The organism is Faecalicatena contorta (assembly GCF_022835095.1).
Taxonomy (GTDB): Bacteria; Bacillota; Clostridia; order Lachnospirales; family Lachnospiraceae; genus Faecalicatena; species Faecalicatena contorta.
The window spans coordinates 1-16,717 of the sequence record NZ_BQNQ01000002.1; the positions used below are offsets into that span (position 1 = coordinate 1).

Here is a 16,717-nt window from a genome sequence, read left to right on the forward strand (position 1 = left end):
ACTATTGGTGCGCTTTCTGTCAGACGTGGAGAACTTCAATGACAACGAAATCAACGTCCAATATTCCAGCAGTAAGTTGGGGTGGATAAAAGGCGGCTTTATTCCTTATGACAAAGATATCGTGTTTGACGGTGACAGCCGTTTTAAGCAGGTGTTTGAAAGCATCGAGGAGCGTGGAAGCAGGGCTAAATGGTACAGTCATGTAAAGCAGCTGAGATCCACAGGCCGGCTAGAAATCAAATTCATGATGGCCGCTGCATTTGCAAGTGTCCTGATCGGCCCGTTGGGTGCCCTGCCATTTTTCGTGGATCTTTGGGGCGAAACAGAAGGCGGTAAGTCTGTCACATTGATGTTGGCCTGCTCCATCTGGGCGAACCCAGACGAGAGTCGGTATATAGGAGATTTCAAGACAACTGACGTAGCTCTGGAGGCCAGGGCGGATCTGCTGAACAATCTGCCGATGATGCTGGATGATACCAGTAAAACATCGGCCAGGATCCGGGACAATTTCGAAGGCATTGTATATGATCTGTGCTCTGGAAAAGGAAAGAGCCGGTCTAATAAAGAATTGGGGATGAACAGGGAAAACCGCTGGAAGAATACAATTCTGACCAATGGGGAGCGTCCATTGAATTCTTATGTGTCCCAGGGCGGTGCCATCAACAGGATCTTAGAGATCGAATGTGGGGAAAAGGTTTATCAAGATCCCCAGAAGACGGCAGAGATAATCAAACAGAACTACGGTTTTGCTGGCCATGAATTTGTCCAGGCGTTGAAAGATATCGGGATGGAAAAAGTCATGGAGATTCAGCAGGAGATTCAGCGGCAGATACATGACGATGAGAAGATGCAGAAGCAGAGTATTTCGTTGTCTATTGTTCTCACTGCAGATAGGATCGCAACAGATTATCTCTTTCAGGATGGGCAATATATCAGTCTGGATGAGGCTAAGACCGTACTAATGGACAGGAATGAGCTTTCAGACAATGAAAGATGCTATCAGTACATACTGGGGGAAATTGTCATTAATGGATCAAAATTCGACCCTATGACCCAGACAAATGAAAAATGGGGAGTTATTGAGAATGGGTATGCCATCATATACAACAATGTTTTCGAATCAATATGTAGCAAAGGTGGATTTTCTAAGAAAGCTTTTCTTTCATGGGCTGATAAGAATGGACTAATCCAGACAGAAAGCGGGCGCCTTAATAAGACGAAGAAGATCAATGGAAATGTATTCCGGTGCGTGTTTCTAAAAATGGAAAATGATATGGATAAGGACGGATTTCAGGCCGTAGATGATCAGGAGGAGCTGCCATTTAAGTGATAAGGGTAACCGGTAACCATGGTCACCATCGAAAATCACTTTTATAAATAGAAAAAAATATTGAACAGTCAGATAAAAAAGTTCCCTCACATGTAGAAATTCAATGGTTACTTGGTTACCGGAAGGGAAAAATGGCTTTAACCACAGTAATTACAAGGGTTTGAACGTAAACCGCATCGAGGTTACTTTAGCAGCAAAATGGTTACAAAAGGTTACTTGGAGGGAATATATGCACGAAAAAATAGTAGACATCCAGAACGCTTTCTGGAAGGCATACACAGATTTCAGGAAGACTAAGGATATGAGACAGTACAACGCAGACACACGAAGGATCTGCGACAAGTATAGATCAGACCCGTACATGCTGCAATTCTGCCAGAACATCATGCTTTCATGGGCACCTGTCATAAATGGCATGAAGGAGTGGTCGTGATGAAAATGAACAAAGCAGATACGGAACCCAGATCTGCCAAAGCAGAAGAAGTCAAAATATGTGATATATGCGGCGAAATGATCATTGGGGAGTATGACTATGTACGATCCAGAAGAAAGACAGAGTTGTATTTCCACAAAGGCATGAGCTGTAGGAAGAAGGTGCGTGGTAAATGACAAATCATGAATGTCTACAAATTTATAGATCTCAGAAAGAATGGCTGAATGAAGAAAAGGGGCTGGAAATGGATATGGAACTTAAACCCTGTGCAAATGCAGAGTGTCCATTTCAGGACGGCAAATGTGCTATTAATGGTTGCGGTGGATATGGAGAGTAAGAGGAACGTTAATGAATAATCAGGAAGAGCGTAAAAGAGTATGCTGCAATTGCGGAAACAATCTGAGAATTAGAAATCAGCACTTAGATTTCCGCAATGAATGTGCAATAGACGGGCATTACATAAGCTATTTAGATTGTTTTGATGGCTGGTGCAGACACTGGAAAAAGGAGAAAAAGCATGAGCTGGGCGGATAAGCAACTCAAAAAGGCCAAGATACATAGCCTGGTGGAACAGGCGTTGAAGGATCCGCAATTTCAGGAAGCACAGAAAAAGCAGACCGAGGATGCGATAAGAGAGGCATTTGACTGTTTCCTGCTGATCAGTGCAGATTACTTACACCGGCATCATAAGTATGGGAAAAAGCGCCTGACAAGATTTTTGGCTTTTGCGGTGGATCAGATGTAGTACATACCAGACGATCCAGACTATTTTCGACTGCTGAATGATGCGCTGGAAGAGGAGACTGGCGTGAATATTTTAGGTAACTCAATTAATCAAATTAAAATTTAGTGGAGGAATAACAATGGAAGAAGAAATCAAAAAAGCAATTACTTTACTAAAAAACAATGGATATTTTGTAACTAAAATCCCAAAAAACCTGTGCGATAATGCAAAAGAGTGTTCAGAAACAGGACACGGAGAATGTACTGATTGCAGTTGCTTTGCTTGCATTATCGGATGCGATTTTTAAAATTTTTCGGGAGAACCGAAGGAAAGAAACAGATATGATGGATGCAGTTAAAAGTGTAAGCACTATTAGAAATTTTATGGGAAATGCGGGACGTAATACGTGTAATGAATATTTGTATGAAGCCCTGAAAGATGCAGATGAAGCCCTGCAAAGGCAAATTCCACAGAAGACCAAAGAAGAAACATTTGACAAGGATATGAAAATTGGGCATGTGGTATTCAAGGCAGGAACAAAGGTACACCATTGTCCAGAGTGTCTTAGTATGGTTACTTGTTCGAATAACTTTTGCAATAGATGTGGTCAGGCGTTGATTTGGTAACTTAATATTTAGGAGGGGCAGGATGAAAAATACGGAAAGGATCAGAGCAATGACAGATGAGGAGTTGGCGCATTGTATGGCAAGAAGACGGTTAAAAAGAGATTGGGACATTTAGGAGGAAAAAGTCATGAATGAAGAGACATTGAAATATGCTGCAAAGCAGTTAGAGCAGTTACGAAAACCTGAGTTGGCTGGCAGGAGCCACGAAGAAAAGTATACAATTAACCAAATATTGGATGCAATAACTCAGGCAGATAAAGAGATAATAGTTGCTCTAACACATAAAGACCGGGAAATGCTTAAGGATATATTAAAAGATTTTTTGAATTAGGAAAGAGTACGGGAGCCGTACAAAGAATTTAAGAAACTGATAGGTAGATTGCAAAATTAAAATTCAAGGGAGAGATGAGAATGGATGGAAAATGTATGTATTGTGAACACTGTGACCTTATAACAGACAGTGACAATGATCTTAGATGGATATGCACGAAGGTCGAAAGCAGAAATTTCCTCACCGAGATTGACTTTGATGATTCTTGCGAAGAGTTCGAAACTGAAAGAAATGAAGAAGAGGATTGGGATCTGGATGAAGAGAATTAAGATTTAGGCAAAATCTAGAAAGGAATATATTATGTGGACTGATTTGAGTAGATTTAAGGTGATACATGGAGGCAAGGTGCTCAATGCGGTAGCTATAGCAGAAATAAGGATGCCGGAAGGAATGGACTGGGAAGATAGGGATACCATTATTAAACCAAAAACAATTGATGTGTTGGCAATCAATGAAGATGGGAATCTGGTATCCATTATGGATGAGGCATGGACGTTTCAATTTTTGCCGATAGTATCCAATTAACAATTTTAACATTTAGGAGGAAATCGAAAGTGAATGAAGAAGAAAAGTTGGCCTATGAATGGGCCAAAAAGCAAAATTATCAATCTGTTGCGGCTCAATATGCGAGAATACTTGTTACTTACATAGATTATGTAAGCAATTTACTAGAACAGGCAGCGGAAGAAATCGAAAACACGAATGGCAGGGAGACGGTTCTTTCGGCGCAGATAAGGGATGCTTTAAGTAGCAAAACTGACATTTAGTAAATGAAAGAGGTGGAAAATGTTACATCAATTAAAAATAGAAAGTAAATACTTCAAGAAGATTGTGGAGGGTGACAAAACATATGAAGTCCGTGAGAACGATAGAAACTTTCACAAAGGTGATTACCTCGGATTAAATGAAATTGCAGACCATGTATGCAATGAAAACGGAGAACAATTAGAAACTGGAAATTTTATACTTGTAAAAGTGCTTGATGTCCTTTCTGATAACAGGTTTGTAAAGCAGGGACATGTAATTATGAGTATCAGGCCATGTGAAATAAAAGAAATGGAATGGGATTATGCTCCGTGGTATTCAGAGTGCAATGCAGAAGCGCCGATGATTCCAAAGATTGCTAGCATTTAGAAAAGGAGGAAGAGAATATGCGGTTGATTGATGCAGATAAGCTGATATCAGAACAGGATGTGTATTTTGATGGAAATAGAACAGTTTCGACGAACAGCCCACTGTACGGCAATGGATCCCGGTATCGGAGCGGCTACCAGAAGGGAACGGGATCTATTGTCTCGTTACGACAATACGAAGCTGCAGAGTCGAAATGGCTTGGTATTCGAACGGAGATTGGTATTGGAATAATTCTGATCAGAGAATGGGCGGTGTGGTGGCCTGGATGCCAATACCGGGAAAGTATAGGATAGAATAGAGCATCCGGCTGCAAGTCGGTGAAGGGAGATTAGATGGAGAGATTAACAATCAAAGGGTATAAATATAATATCTTAGACTTCATGGATGATGGTATGCACTATTTTGCAAATAAATTAAGCAGGTATGAGGATACCGGCCTGACTCCAGAAGAGATCATAGATGGTAAGTTACTGACTGGTTGGATCCCGGTAACAGAGCGGCTGCCAGAACTACATAGAGATGTACTTGTGGCAGTGTGTGATGTTAATGAGGATGATGCGTCTACGTTTATAGATTGCCTTGTAGACAACAATGGCAGACCTACATGGAGTATGTATAACGGCGCATTGGATCGGGTTCTTGCATGGATGCCACTGCCCGATCGGTATAGACCGTAATTAAATTCCGGCGGTTGGCCGGGGGAAGAAGGAGATTATGACTAAATATATGAATTTTAAAGAAGCATTTGAAGCAATGAAAAATGGAGCAAAGGTAAAGTTACCATCATGGGGTGGATATTGGTTCTGGGACGAACGAAAAGAAACTATTATGATGAATTGTCGTCCCCAGGACGCAGACGAAGGGCAGAAACCGGTACTTGATATCAGAGAGACAAAGCGGGTGGAATATACTTTGCAAAATATTCTTTCCGATGAATGGATGATTGCGGATGAAACGAATTGTCCTATTCTTGGTGGAAAACAGAGGTTAGATTTCGGTACGGCATTCCGCATGGTAAAAAAGTATGGCAAGGGAATGAGATTGCCGCATTGGAAAGAAGATGTGGCAATCAGAGTACAGCATCCAGATGAGCACAGCAAAATGACGGCTCCATACCTATATGTGGAAAGTCGGTTTGGACGAGTACCGTGGAAAGAAACAATGATTGAGCTGTTTTCAGAGGATTGGGAGATTGTGGACTAAACCAAAATTTAGGAGGGAACATGAATCACAAAAAAGCGAAAAGAAAGGCTGACGATGTCAGAAGGAAGGATATGAAGCATATGGCGGAGGATGCTCCTGACAGTAATGCCGTAAAGTGGTTCAGGCGGCCGGTAGCATACCAGGCCGGGAAGATGGTACAGGAGCAGGCAGAGCAGATGGAACATAAAACGGCAGCGGAATACCTGGCAGAAAAGTATGACATAAAAGAAAGGGTGAATGTGGGTGGACAAGAAGACGCTTAAACAGTACAGGGCGCTACTCCGGGAACAGGAGCTAAATAACAAGGCCATAGACAGGCTATATGACCGTCTGGACAATGTTCCTGTGGTAGCCGGTAAAGTAGTAGGGTCAAGCTGTAATTTCCCGTATACGGAGGTAAGGACCACCGTACAGATGGATGAGCCAGTGGAGTCTGATGAGATCAAGCGAAGACTCAAGATACGAGAGGCTCGGCAAGAGAAGATCAGGGAGGCGGTGTTGGAAATAGAGGAGTTTATTGCAGGGCTCCCGGACAGCGAGATTAGGCAGGTCTTCGAGATGGTGTACATAGATGGCATGAAGATGTCAGAGGTTGCAGATGCTGTTCATTTGGATAAGAGCAGGATTTCAAGAAAAATAAGCGATTTCATAAAAAACGCAACAAACGCAACAAAATAGTATGATATAATTATTCTAGAACGATTGGATCAATTGTTCGGTGGTGTTTTCTCAAGACACAGCCGTTTACCGGCAGGATAGAAGACAGAGCCCTTGGGGCATTAATAAGTATCATCCTTGAGATAGCCATACATATTATGGCTGAAAGGCTCTCCGTTATATAGCGGGGAGTCTTTTGTATATAATGGGACATAGCTCATAAGTATGACCTCCTTCATACACCTATTGAAAAACGTCCTGCATGAAAATGTGGGGCGTTTTTTGGTGGATGAAATTATAACGCATATAATTGAAAACGTGTCTACAATTTGTTGATAATTGTCAGAATATGGTATATTATTAATATAATTGTGGTGATGCTTTGGTATTGGGATGTATATGTGGAGGATTAATAAAAATGGGAAAAAAGAAAATAAGTTTAGTGATTTATGGTCTTAGCGTTGTTGATGGAGAAAATAAAAGGATATCACTAAACCATATTATTGATAATCGTTCATTAATAGATATTGTTGAAAATTACATAAAAGATAACATCTCTTTATATTCCCAGAATTCATCTAAAGAAATACTATTTCAATTCGAACAAGTTAGCGCTGAAGCTGTGAAGAATGCGGATGGACAAAAGCGCTATGAGATTCTTTATGGAAGAGTAAAAACGGGAGAATATGGAATAGAATCTGAACTGGTTGATGTGCAGACGGGAGATGTTACTAATAGGACACCTAATCAGGCTGATATGATGCCATTTGGTTTTTGTATAGCTGTTCCTTTGGGGGAAATCAATAGTGCAGTTATAATTTTGCAAACGATGGGAGTTTATGGGATGAAGATGTCATTGCAGTATCATTTACAAAAATGCTTTACAGATTTGTCCCCGGATTTAAGGTTGCTTTTCCGTCCAATAGCACCTAAAGAATATATTGATAGATATTTTAATAATGGCGTACTAAATAAAATTAGGATGATAAGATATGAAATTCCAGAAGATGAATCAAATAAGTTGGAAATAAATTATGGTGTAAAGCAAACAAAGGAAGAGAGAATTATACATAAACCATTAGGATTTATGGAAAGAAAAAAGAAAAAATTTCAAGAGTGGTTTGCTGGCCAGAGGAGTTATACAAATATAATTGAAATAGAAGGATTCGATTATGACGATTTAAAATTAGAATTTTCTTTAGGGGGAACAAATAAGACATTTAATCTGAGAGATATGAATAGTTTAGTTGTAAATGAAGATATTACAAAACAAGTAAAGCAAAGCGGCGGTCATCCTGTCTATGATAGTTTAAAAGCTCTTATGAAAAAAACGGCACAGAGTTACTTGATAGGAATGGGCCTAATTGATGGTTAGGTGATAATAAATGCAGAAATTTTTAGAATATATGTCAGAACCACAAAATATTATGTGGATAATAATTGTTATCATTTTGATAATTAGTAAGTTTGGCATTGGATTAAACTATATATCAGTAAATGAAATAGTTAAAAACCATTTATATTGTTTTAGAAATAAAGATGGAAAATTACTCATAATTCCGGTCATTAACTATATATGTATTCCATTTTTAATGGGCGGAGCGACAGCAGTTGTAAAAAAAATTGACAGTAATACGATTAACGTAATTACAATCATAATTTCCATACTAACAGCTATGTTATTTACCATGCTAACAATGGTAATTGACATGAAAGCAAAAATCAAGAAGGATCCTGAGTATTTCAGTACAGAGGCGCAAATTTCTAAAACAGCATTACTGGAAACATATTATACTATCATGTTCGAAATATTAATAAGCGTTATTCTCTTGATACTATGCTTTTTTAATTGTTTCACGAGGGCGTATGGAAATGTACAAAGTTTCCTGATATATTCACTAACATATATGCTAATTATAAATCTGCTTATGGTAATAAAAAGAATATTTAGAGTAATTGATACTAACATGAGGAAATAAAGTATAAGGCACCTCCACGCCGAAGGTGCTTTTTCTATGCAATAAAATAACGGGACATAGCTCAGAAGGTAGAGCAACTGGCTTATATCCAGCGTGTCACCGGTTCGAACCCGGTTGTCCCTATTCGGAGTATGAGACAATATAATCTGCCTCTTATAGAGGGGGACGGCATCGGGGATCCGATGTGCAGCGGGACGCCGAGATTATATTGCAACTCCAAGAATGACGGCAATAAGTGTTGCCTGGTATCCGGGTCTTAAATGGATTGGTGCACATCCGGCTTATTGCGGCTCCAAGAATGACGGCAGTAAGTGTTGCCTGCAGAGCGGGCCTTAAATGGACTACGCGTGTCCGGCTTATTGCAGTCATAAAAACCTTGCCACGATTTCCCTTAAAATACCAGTGCCAATGCCGGCTGTGAACCGATAAGGCAAAGGGGAAAGCCTACGGGTGAGAAAGCATTGGCCGTCCAGTTTTGCGAGGTAGCTGGATAAGATGGTGGAGGAATGGTAAATATGCAGGATAGCGACCTGCGTCCCGGTTCGATTCCGGGCCCTCCCATTACTCATGTTTTTGTTGCGGTTGTTCATGGGTGTAACTAATAACAATAATTCAATAAGGTCATTGTTCAACTTAGTAAACATTGGGCATCAATGTGTCGTACAAGAACCGCAACGGTGCGGGCCGTCACTACCCGGCGGCCTGTATCTCGGAAAAGAAAGAGAGGTGAGCCTGAATGACAAAAAAACAAAAACTATTTGTAGAAGAATACCTGATAGACCTAAATGCCACTCAGGCAGCCATAAGGGCAGGATACAGCCCAGATACAGCAAAAGAGATTGGGTGTGAGAACTTAACAAAACCTAACATTCGCGCGTGCATAGACAGGGAAATGGCCGAACGGTCTAAGCGTACAGGAGTCAATGCTGACCGGGTTGTACAGGAGCTGGCTAAGATCGCCTTCGTGAATGCTGTAGATGTAATAGACCCTGAAACGGCCACGGTCAAAGAAGACGCTCTTCCGGAGGATACTGCAGCCATACAGTCAGTTAAAGTCAAGACCTTTGGTGATGATGGTCTGGAACGTGAAATCAAAATGGCAGATAAACTGAAAGCATTAGAACTGCTCGGCAAGCATATGGGAATGTTCAAAGATAAGGTAGAGCTGTCTGGAACACTTGATACCGAGAAGACAAAACTGGATGATCTCCTGCAACAGATGCGCGGCGGTGATGGGTAATGAGTGACCAGCGATTACTCTTGTCAGATAAGTATAAAGCATTCCTTCGCTGTGATGCTCCGGTGGAATTCCTGGAAGGGACCACAGCAGCTGGTAAGACAACAGTCGGCTTGTTCAAGTTTATGCTCAAAGTAGCCGAAAGTCCTAAGAAGCTGCATATTCTGGCCGCAGATGACACAGGAGCTGCTGAGAAGAATATCATCCAAAAAGATCTTGGGATTTTGGACGATTTTGGCGTGCTGGTGGAGTATAAGGGCAACGGTTCCGGTGAATATAAAATGCCTCACCTGCTGTATCATACATCCAGCGGCGATAAGATCATCTTTGTTGTGGGCTACGGCAACAAGCGGAAATGGAAGGATGCCCTGGGCGGCCAATACGGATGCCTGTACATTGATGAGATTAACACGGCGGATATTGAATTTGTTCGTGAGTCGGCCATGCGTAGCGATTACTTGATGGCTACCCTTAACCCGGATGATCCGAATCTGGATGTGTACAAGGAGTATATCAACTGTTCCCGTCCGCTTCCCGAATGGGAGGACGAGACGCCGCAGGAAATTAGAGATGAATTGAAAGAGGAACCAAAACCCGGCTGGGTTCATTGGTTCTTTTCTTTTGCCCACAACCTGGGACTTCCAAAAGAAAAGCTGGAGCGGATCATCCAGAACACGCCACCTGGCACAAAGATCTGGAAAAATAAGATAAAGGGCCTGCGTGGAAAAGCAACGGGCCTGATCTTCCCGAACTTTGACCGGGCAAAACATGTAGTAACCGTTGCATGGGTGAAACAGCAGGTTAAAGCTGGAAAGATTAAATTCAAGAAATTTACGGTCGGCCTGGATACATCATATTCCAGCAAGTCTCCGGATACGATTGCCATGATATTCCAAGGCATCACGGAAGATCGTAAGCTGATCACGTTGGCAGAGAAGACATACAGCAATGCTGATCTGGATCAACCGCTGGCACCTTCCGATACGGCGGTTAAATTCGTGTCCTTCCTGGAGCAGTGCCGTAAAGATTGGGGATTTGCAAAAGATACATTTATTGACTGCGCAGATGCAGCGACGATTACGGAGCTACGAAAGTACAAGCGCCTGCATGGTTGCATGTACAATTTTATAGAGTCATACAAAAAAGTGGAGATTATCGACCGCATCAAGCTACAACTTGGCTGGATTCAACAGGGGTGTTATCTGGTAGTAGATACCTGTACAGAGCATCTGGGAGAGCTTGACCGGTACAGCTGGGATGAGGATAAGGATATTCCGGAGGACCGCAACGACCATACAATTAATGCCAACCAATATGGATGGATACCATATCGGCAGATGATTGGATTCGAGGAGGATGAGAAATGAGGTGGACACAGAAGTTGAGTGACAATATCAAGAAAGGATTGCGAAGTTGGTTACAAGTACAGCCAGCACAGCCTTATGCCATACAGATCAATGAGGTGATGGACTTTGAACTGTCCGCAATCCGAAACCGGATCTGGTACCGTGGTGACGGAAATGAGCTGGAACAAATGTATCAGCAGAATCCAGAGTATGCGGATAAGACAAAGTTCTGGGCGAGCCGGTGCAGTCCAGGCATGGATATGCGTAAGATCCACACAGGCTTACCTGGACTGATCGTGCGGACGCTCAACAGCATTGTCGTAGCTGACATGAACGACTTTGAATTTGAGAAGCACACGCACAAACAACTTTGGGAAGAGATTGAAAAAGACAATAAATTCCGAAAGAAGTTTGAGAAGTCCCTGAAAGAAGTACTGTACATTGGAGACGGGGCCTACAAGATCACAATTGATACGGACATCAGTCAGTATCCCATGCTTGAGTGGTACCCAGGTGAGAAGATTGAACTCCTATGGCAGCGCGGCCGGCTGAAAGAAGTGGTGTTTAAGACGCCGCATATTGTCAATACACAACAGTATGTTCTCCACGAGCATTACGGATACGGGTATATAAATAACCATCTGTACCGGGGCGAGAATGAGGTTCCGCTAACAGCTATTGACGCTACAAAGGACATTAAGGATTGGACGTTTGATAAGTCGGTGATCCTGGCGGTGCCGCTACAGGTCTACGAGAGCACCAAATTTGAGGGCCGCGGAGGCTCTATTTTTGACGGCAAACTTGATAGCTTTGATGCCTTTGACGAGGCATGGTCACAATGGATGGATGCACTAAGGGCTGGCAGGGCAAAGACTTATATACCAGATTGCCTTGTGCCGCATGACCCAGAGACAGGGCAGATCATTAGGCCTAATCCGTTTGATAACAGATATTTTGCTGCCGATGGCGATATGAGAGAAGGGCAGAAAAATATCATTGAAACTACTCAGCCAGCCATACCACACGACAGCTACCTGGCAAGCTACGTGACAGCGCTCGACTTGTGCCTGCAAGGTGTGATTAGTCCAAGCACTCTTGGGATTGACATGAAAAAGCTGGACAATGCCGAAGCTCAGCGCGAAAAAGAAAAAGCCACACTTTACACGCGTAATGCTATCATCGAAGCACTGCAGGAAACGCTTCCGGAGCTGGTGTCTGTCTGCATCAACGCTTATAACATCTTACACAAGATGGCGATTGAACAAGTTGAGGTGAAGATTCCGTTCGGGGAGTATGCAAATCCCTCTTTTGAGAGCCAGGTCGAGACTGTAGCGAAGGGAAAACAGGGCGGTATCATGAGTATCGAGGCAGCGGTAGAAGAATTGTATGGGGACAGCAAGGATGAAGACTGGAAAGCCGAAGAGGTGAAGCGCCTAAAAACTGAACAGGGGCTTTTGGAAACAGACGAGCCCAGTGTTGCGGGGATGGACGGATTAATACAGGAACTTCCGAAAGAACCAGCAGAGGGGACGCCGAAAGCAGGTGATTAGGCATGGCAAAACAAAATCGGCAGGATGATGCATACAATCTCCGGCGAGTCTTTGAGGAAATGGAGCTTGATCTTGTGCGCAGTTTACGACGCAATCTTAAGCGTCATGAACAGGAAGAAAAAAAAGAAGGTTTTCGCTGGGAGATGTGGCAAAGGGCAAAGCTGCGGAACCTACAAAAATATCGAAAAGAAAGTAAAAAGACTGTGGATAAAATAAGTCCTGAGGTGGAGCGGGTTGTAAATGAGGCGCTGGAAGGCAACTATCAGCGTGGACAGAATTTATTTAACCGGATTTTGGATAATATAAAATCCATCTTTTTTAAGCGAAAGCGGGTCAAGCTTCCAAAAAGTATTGAAAGCCACAAGCCATCGACACCGCCGCCGAATGAACAGGATTTTTTTGGCGTGAACAAAAATAAGATAGATGTTATGCAGGAAGAGGCTGAAAAGGTAAATTCCCAGAAAGAGATACCGGCAGCCGAAAAGCCAGAGGACTTGCCCCCGCAAGAGAAAGAACCCAAACGGGATAATGCGCCAGCGGAAAAACAGGAACCGGAAGAAATGGGGGGCACTTTCCATCCTGATGGGAAGGAAAAAGCACTCCATGATGGCTCCAATGATATCAAACTTGATGATATGAAGAAAAAAGTGGTACACGACCTGAAAGAAGCCCAAAAGGCCGTATGGAGGCGGATGGATGATATATACCGGCAGACTGTTTACCGGGCAGGAATGAACATGGCTGCGGGGGCTAAGACGCTTGACCAAGCTATCGATATGGCAACGAAGGAGTTTCTGGATGCAGGTATTGACTGCATAGAGTACAAGAACGGCCGCCGTGTCAATATAGCCAGCTACGCAGAGATGGCACTTAGGACTGCGTCACAAAGGGCAGTTCTGTTAGGAGAAGGGAAAAAAAGGGATGAATGGGGCATACATACAGTTGTGGTATCGGCCCATGCAAATACATGTCCATTATGCGCTCCCTGGCAGGGCAAAGTTTTGATAGACGATGTATTTAGCAAGGGAACCAGAGAAGAGGCTGAGAACCCTGGATATCCGGCCTTGTCAGAAGCAATGCGGGCGGGCCTGCTACATCCAAACTGCCGGCATACCATATCAACATACTTCCCTGGTATCACAGTGCTTCCGGAAGTTCCGGACACGGCAGAGGCGATAGATACTTATAACGCAGAGCAACAGCAAAGGGCGCTTGAACGAAAGATCCGGAAATGGAAACGGAAGGAAGAAGGTTCTTGTGATCCTGAGAACTCAAGCTATGCCAACAAAAAGGTACGGAGATATCAGGAAGAACTAAGGGTGCACCTTGACCGGCATCCGAATTTAAGGCGCGACTATAACAGGGAGAAGACCAGAGGCGTTCCTGATAATCCGAAATCGTTAAAGGGTACGGGTGGTAAATTATCCCGTGGAACAGCAGAATGGAACCTCCGTCGTGATGATGAGGCAGAAAGCTATTATGAATCCTTACGTACAAGAAATGATGATGTCAGATCTGTCGCCAAGAACGTAGGATGGACAGAACGTAGTGTGGCGCGTATAAAGCAGCATGTATTCTTTAATAAGCACGTTTTAGATGATGGTATACGACGGTTTGATGCGGATTATAACATGGCGGTAGCGTGGCAGAGGCTGATAAATGGTGATTATCTTGATCGGGATGTTTTACTTTTAAAGCACGAATACCTTGAAAGCATAATAGAAAAGAAGTATAATTTAACATATAGGGAAGCACACGATAGGGCAACATTGAAGCACGACTGGAACGCGGTGTTAGAAAAGGAGGCGGGAGAATATGGCGAGGCCGATAATCTGCATGAGCTTATTGGAAAAGACTGATAATTTTGTAGTATACGAATACGGAGAGAACATGGAAAGCCTGGATGGTAAGATAAAGTTATCCTTGCAACGTCCCAGGCAGGAATACGAAATCATAAAAGAATCCGCAATGGGAAACAGTAATACTCTTCTGGCGCACAGCAAACTGGCCAGAATAATTGAAGAAGGGAAAATACCGGAAAAGGTTTGTAGGGCATCATGATACCACCAGTCAGAAAATGGCCGATGGTATTAATTGGGAGGGAATATGGACAATTTTAAGACCATTTACAAAATATTAAAAATACTTGAAAAGTCAATGGATTTAGATGAATTTGATATGTCCAGCATATCCAAAGAACGACTAGAGTTATCGGAAGCGCGGTGGTGCAGAATAATGGCGCTTCTGGTTGCGGAAGGATATGTAACAGGTATAGAAGTTTGGAATAGTATGGATTGCGGATATCCAAGAGTATGTTTGACACGTCCAGAAATCACAATAAAAGGCTTGGAATATCTGGAAGAGAACACTTTTATGAAAAAAGCAGCTAATTTGGCAAAAGGCATTAAAGATATCACACCAGGGCTATAAAGCTCTGGTATTTTTATACTCTTTTTTAGGAGGTGATCCAGATATCTCCCTTTGAGGCGCAGGGTAATGCGTCTTATTTTTGTGTCCGAAGACCTTAAACTACGCGGAGACACCGGGTAAACAACTGTCCGTGCAGACAGCACATGAAAAACTGTAATAGAGAGACACTCTTAAAACTGTTCGAAAGGAGAAACAAGGAATGAAAAATTTAATGAAGCTTGATTTACAGCATTTTGCAGAACCGGCAGGAGGTACAGAGCCGCCAGCAGGTGGGCAACAGCAGACACAAACGCCACCAGCACAGCAGACACAGGAATTAGCTATCGACTATGAAAAACTGGCTCAGATTGTGCAGGGGAAACAGTCAGTAGCGGAAGATAGCGCATTGAGAGGCTACTTAAAGCAGCAGGGCCTGTCAAAAGAGCAGATGGATCAAGCAATAGCAACGTATAAACAGCAGCAGGCGGCAAACCAGCCAGACGTAGGTGCATTGCAGACACAGGCCGCACAGGCCCAGGCAGCTGCGCAGCAGGCGCAGATTCAGGCAGCGGCCACTATAGCAGCGGTTGGTCTTGGGATTGACGCAAAGACTATCCCATATGTCCTTAAAATGGCTGATTTAAGCCAGGTTATGGGTGAGGATGGGGAAATCAACGATGAAGCATTAAAAACGGCCTTAAACAAGGTTCTGGAAGATGTACCAGCGTTGAAACCGGCGCCAGCTGGTCAGGCAGGTTTCGTACAGGTGGGTGCATCCGGCGGATCTAGCCAACAACAGACAACAGATGATGCCTTAAAAAAGGCATTCGGATTATAAGAAAGAGAGGAATTAATACATGGCAGTATATGATTATGCAACAACGTTTACACAGCTCCTGCAGCAGAAGTATGCAAAAGAGTTGTGCTCTGATGCACTGACACAGAGCAACCAGGGAGTGAAATTTATTAATGCCCAGACAATTAAATTACCAAGATTGGCAGTAACTGGCTATAAGGACCATACCAGGACGCCTGGATTTAACGCCGGTACTCTAAGCAACGACTGGGAGGCAAAAAAACTGGAACATGATAGAGATGTGGAATTCTGGATCGACCCGATGGACATTGATGAAACAAACCTTACCCTGTCTGTAGCCAATATTCAGAACACTTTTGAGACGGAACAGGCAATCCCTGAAAAGGACTCCTACAGGTTCTCTAAGCTCCATGCAGAGCTTACCGCCTATTCCGGCCGTATTGATACAACGGTCTTCACGGCGGCGAACTTCTTGGAAGCATTTGACGAAGAAATGGCTGTTATGGACGAAGCAGGAGTACCAGAAGAAGGAAGGATGCTGTATGTTACGCCGTCTATGTATAAAATCATCAAGGAGGCAGAGGGCATCCAGAGGGTTATGAGTGTGACCACACCGTCTACGATTAACAGGAATGTCCATAGTCTTGATAATGTCACGATCAAGATGGTGCCGGCAGCACGTATGAAGACAAAGTATGACTTTACGACCGGTTGCGTGGCTGCATCCGACGCGAAGCAGATTAACTGGATCCTGATCCATAACTCCTGTGTAGTATGCCGCGACAAATACAGCTATATCAAACTGTTCACGCCGGGAACTGACAGCCGCACGGCAGACGGCTATTTGTACCAGAACCGTAATTATGGTGATCTGTTCCTACTGGAGAAAAAAATCGAAGGCTGTGCAATGAACGTAGAAGCAGCCGGTGCGTAGAGGAGGA

At 43.2% G+C, this 16,717-nt stretch carries 28 protein-coding genes and 1 tRNA gene; all 29 read left to right on the forward strand.

Features of this window, described 5'->3' with window-relative positions; genetic code table 11:
* Positions 1–1,330, forward strand: a 1,330-nt coding sequence (locus MWG26_RS22350) for a DUF927 domain-containing protein (protein WP_244062784.1), incomplete at its 5' end; no start/stop codon positions are given.
* A 229-nt stretch (positions 1,331–1,559) separates the two neighbouring features.
* A complete protein-coding gene (locus MWG26_RS22355) occupies positions 1,560–1,763 on the forward strand; it encodes a hypothetical protein (protein ID WP_117441396.1) in 204 nt (67 codons plus the stop codon).
* A complete protein-coding gene (locus tag MWG26_RS22360) occupies positions 1,763–1,939 on the forward strand; it encodes a hypothetical protein (RefSeq protein ID WP_181969624.1) in 177 nt (58 codons plus the stop codon). Before MWG26_RS22355 ends, MWG26_RS22360 begins: the two co-directional genes overlap by 1 nt.
* A complete protein-coding gene (locus tag MWG26_RS22365; protein WP_181969623.1) occupies positions 1,936–2,100 on the forward strand; it encodes a hypothetical protein in 165 nt (54 codons plus the stop codon). Before MWG26_RS22360 ends, MWG26_RS22365 begins: the two co-directional genes overlap by 4 nt.
* Before the next feature lie 11 nt (positions 2,101–2,111).
* Positions 2,112–2,297, forward strand: a complete 186-nt coding sequence (locus MWG26_RS22370) for a hypothetical protein (protein WP_117441397.1) — start codon at positions 2,112–2,114, stop codon at positions 2,295–2,297.
* Complete coding sequence (locus MWG26_RS22375) at positions 2,281–2,508, forward strand: hypothetical protein (RefSeq protein ID WP_244062785.1); 228 nt, start codon at positions 2,281–2,283, stop codon at positions 2,506–2,508. The genes MWG26_RS22370 and MWG26_RS22375 overlap by 17 nt, the downstream gene beginning before the upstream one ends.
* 118 nt (positions 2,509–2,626) lie before the next feature.
* The gene (locus tag MWG26_RS22380) at positions 2,627–2,794 is read left to right on the forward strand and encodes a hypothetical protein (protein ID WP_153922385.1); all 168 of its coding nucleotides are present in this window, start codon (positions 2,627–2,629) and stop codon (positions 2,792–2,794) included.
* 34 nt (positions 2,795–2,828) lie between these two features.
* Entirely contained in the window at positions 2,829–3,113 is a 285-nt protein-coding gene (locus tag MWG26_RS22385) for a hypothetical protein (protein WP_117441337.1), read from the forward strand.
* A gap of 127 nt (positions 3,114–3,240) precedes the next feature.
* Positions 3,241–3,444: a hypothetical protein gene (locus MWG26_RS22390; protein WP_025654757.1), complete on the forward strand. Its 204-nt coding sequence runs from the start codon at positions 3,241–3,243 to the stop codon at positions 3,442–3,444.
* An 80-nt stretch (positions 3,445–3,524) separates the two neighbouring features.
* Complete coding sequence (locus MWG26_RS22395) at positions 3,525–3,713, forward strand: hypothetical protein (protein WP_025654758.1); 189 nt, start codon at positions 3,525–3,527, stop codon at positions 3,711–3,713.
* A 43-nt stretch (positions 3,714–3,756) separates the two neighbouring features.
* Positions 3,757–3,969 carry a hypothetical protein gene (locus MWG26_RS22400; RefSeq protein WP_240285518.1) on the forward strand — a complete coding sequence of 71 codons (213 nt, stop codon included), beginning with the start codon at positions 3,757–3,759 and terminating at the stop codon, positions 3,967–3,969.
* A 29-nt stretch (positions 3,970–3,998) separates the two neighbouring features.
* Positions 3,999–4,211 (forward strand): hypothetical protein, encoded by a 213-nt coding sequence (locus tag MWG26_RS22405; protein WP_025657882.1) that lies wholly within the window; start codon positions 3,999–4,001, stop codon positions 4,209–4,211.
* A 19-nt stretch (positions 4,212–4,230) separates the two neighbouring features.
* Positions 4,231–4,578, forward strand: coding sequence for a DUF3850 domain-containing protein (locus tag MWG26_RS22410; protein WP_117441133.1), 348 nt, complete (start codon positions 4,231–4,233; stop codon positions 4,576–4,578).
* Between the two features lie 151 nt (positions 4,579–4,729).
* The gene (locus tag MWG26_RS23210) at positions 4,730–4,876 is read left to right on the forward strand and encodes a hypothetical protein (protein ID WP_416388525.1); all 147 of its coding nucleotides are present in this window, start codon (positions 4,730–4,732) and stop codon (positions 4,874–4,876) included.
* 34 nt (positions 4,877–4,910) lie between these two features.
* Positions 4,911–5,255 (forward strand): DUF551 domain-containing protein, encoded by a 345-nt coding sequence (locus tag MWG26_RS22420; protein WP_117441131.1) that lies wholly within the window; start codon positions 4,911–4,913, stop codon positions 5,253–5,255.
* Between the two features lie 49 nt (positions 5,256–5,304).
* Positions 5,305–5,781 (forward strand): Thoeris anti-defense Tad2 family protein, encoded by a 477-nt coding sequence (locus tag MWG26_RS22425; protein WP_244062786.1) that lies wholly within the window; start codon positions 5,305–5,307, stop codon positions 5,779–5,781.
* Between the two features lie 20 nt (positions 5,782–5,801).
* Positions 5,802–6,044: a hypothetical protein gene (locus MWG26_RS22430; protein WP_117441130.1), complete on the forward strand. Its 243-nt coding sequence runs from the start codon at positions 5,802–5,804 to the stop codon at positions 6,042–6,044.
* Positions 6,025–6,459 (forward strand): DUF1492 domain-containing protein, encoded by a 435-nt coding sequence (locus tag MWG26_RS22435; protein ID WP_117441136.1) that lies wholly within the window; start codon positions 6,025–6,027, stop codon positions 6,457–6,459. The genes MWG26_RS22430 and MWG26_RS22435 overlap by 20 nt, the downstream gene beginning before the upstream one ends.
* Before the next feature lie 397 nt (positions 6,460–6,856).
* Positions 6,857–7,813, forward strand: coding sequence for a hypothetical protein (locus tag MWG26_RS22440; RefSeq protein ID WP_117441129.1), 957 nt, complete (start codon positions 6,857–6,859; stop codon positions 7,811–7,813).
* A 31-nt stretch (positions 7,814–7,844) separates the two neighbouring features.
* Positions 7,845–8,417 (forward strand): hypothetical protein, encoded by a 573-nt coding sequence (locus tag MWG26_RS22445; protein ID WP_244062787.1) that lies wholly within the window; start codon positions 7,845–7,847, stop codon positions 8,415–8,417.
* A gap of 50 nt (positions 8,418–8,467) precedes the next feature.
* Positions 8,468–8,540: transfer RNA gene (locus tag MWG26_RS22450), tRNA-Ile, on the forward strand.
* A 613-nt stretch (positions 8,541–9,153) separates the two neighbouring features.
* Positions 9,154–9,657, forward strand: coding sequence for a terminase small subunit (locus MWG26_RS22455; protein WP_117441127.1), 504 nt, complete (start codon positions 9,154–9,156; stop codon positions 9,655–9,657).
* A complete protein-coding gene (locus tag MWG26_RS22460) occupies positions 9,657–11,021 on the forward strand; it encodes a terminase (protein WP_117441126.1) in 1,365 nt (454 codons plus the stop codon). The genes MWG26_RS22455 and MWG26_RS22460 overlap by 1 nt, the downstream gene beginning before the upstream one ends.
* Complete coding sequence (locus tag MWG26_RS22465; protein ID WP_117441125.1) at positions 11,018–12,550, forward strand: capsid protein; 1,533 nt, start codon at positions 11,018–11,020, stop codon at positions 12,548–12,550. Before MWG26_RS22460 ends, MWG26_RS22465 begins: the two co-directional genes overlap by 4 nt.
* Before the next feature lie 2 nt (positions 12,551–12,552).
* Entirely contained in the window at positions 12,553–14,409 is a 1,857-nt protein-coding gene (locus tag MWG26_RS22470) for a phage minor capsid protein (RefSeq protein WP_181969597.1), read from the forward strand.
* On the forward strand, positions 14,387–14,611 hold the full coding sequence (locus MWG26_RS22475; RefSeq protein WP_117441124.1) for a hypothetical protein: 225 nt from the start codon (positions 14,387–14,389) through the stop codon (positions 14,609–14,611). Before MWG26_RS22470 ends, MWG26_RS22475 begins: the two co-directional genes overlap by 23 nt.
* A 45-nt stretch (positions 14,612–14,656) precedes the next feature.
* Positions 14,657–14,980, forward strand: a complete 324-nt coding sequence (locus tag MWG26_RS22480) for a YjcQ family protein (protein WP_117441123.1) — start codon at positions 14,657–14,659, stop codon at positions 14,978–14,980.
* 199 nt (positions 14,981–15,179) lie between these two features.
* Positions 15,180–15,797 (forward strand): hypothetical protein, encoded by a 618-nt coding sequence (locus MWG26_RS22485; RefSeq protein WP_117441122.1) that lies wholly within the window; start codon positions 15,180–15,182, stop codon positions 15,795–15,797.
* 19 nt (positions 15,798–15,816) lie between these two features.
* Positions 15,817–16,710, forward strand: a complete 894-nt coding sequence (locus MWG26_RS22490; RefSeq protein WP_117441121.1) for a capsid protein — start codon at positions 15,817–15,819, stop codon at positions 16,708–16,710.
* Positions 16,711–16,717 lie beyond the last annotated feature (7 nt).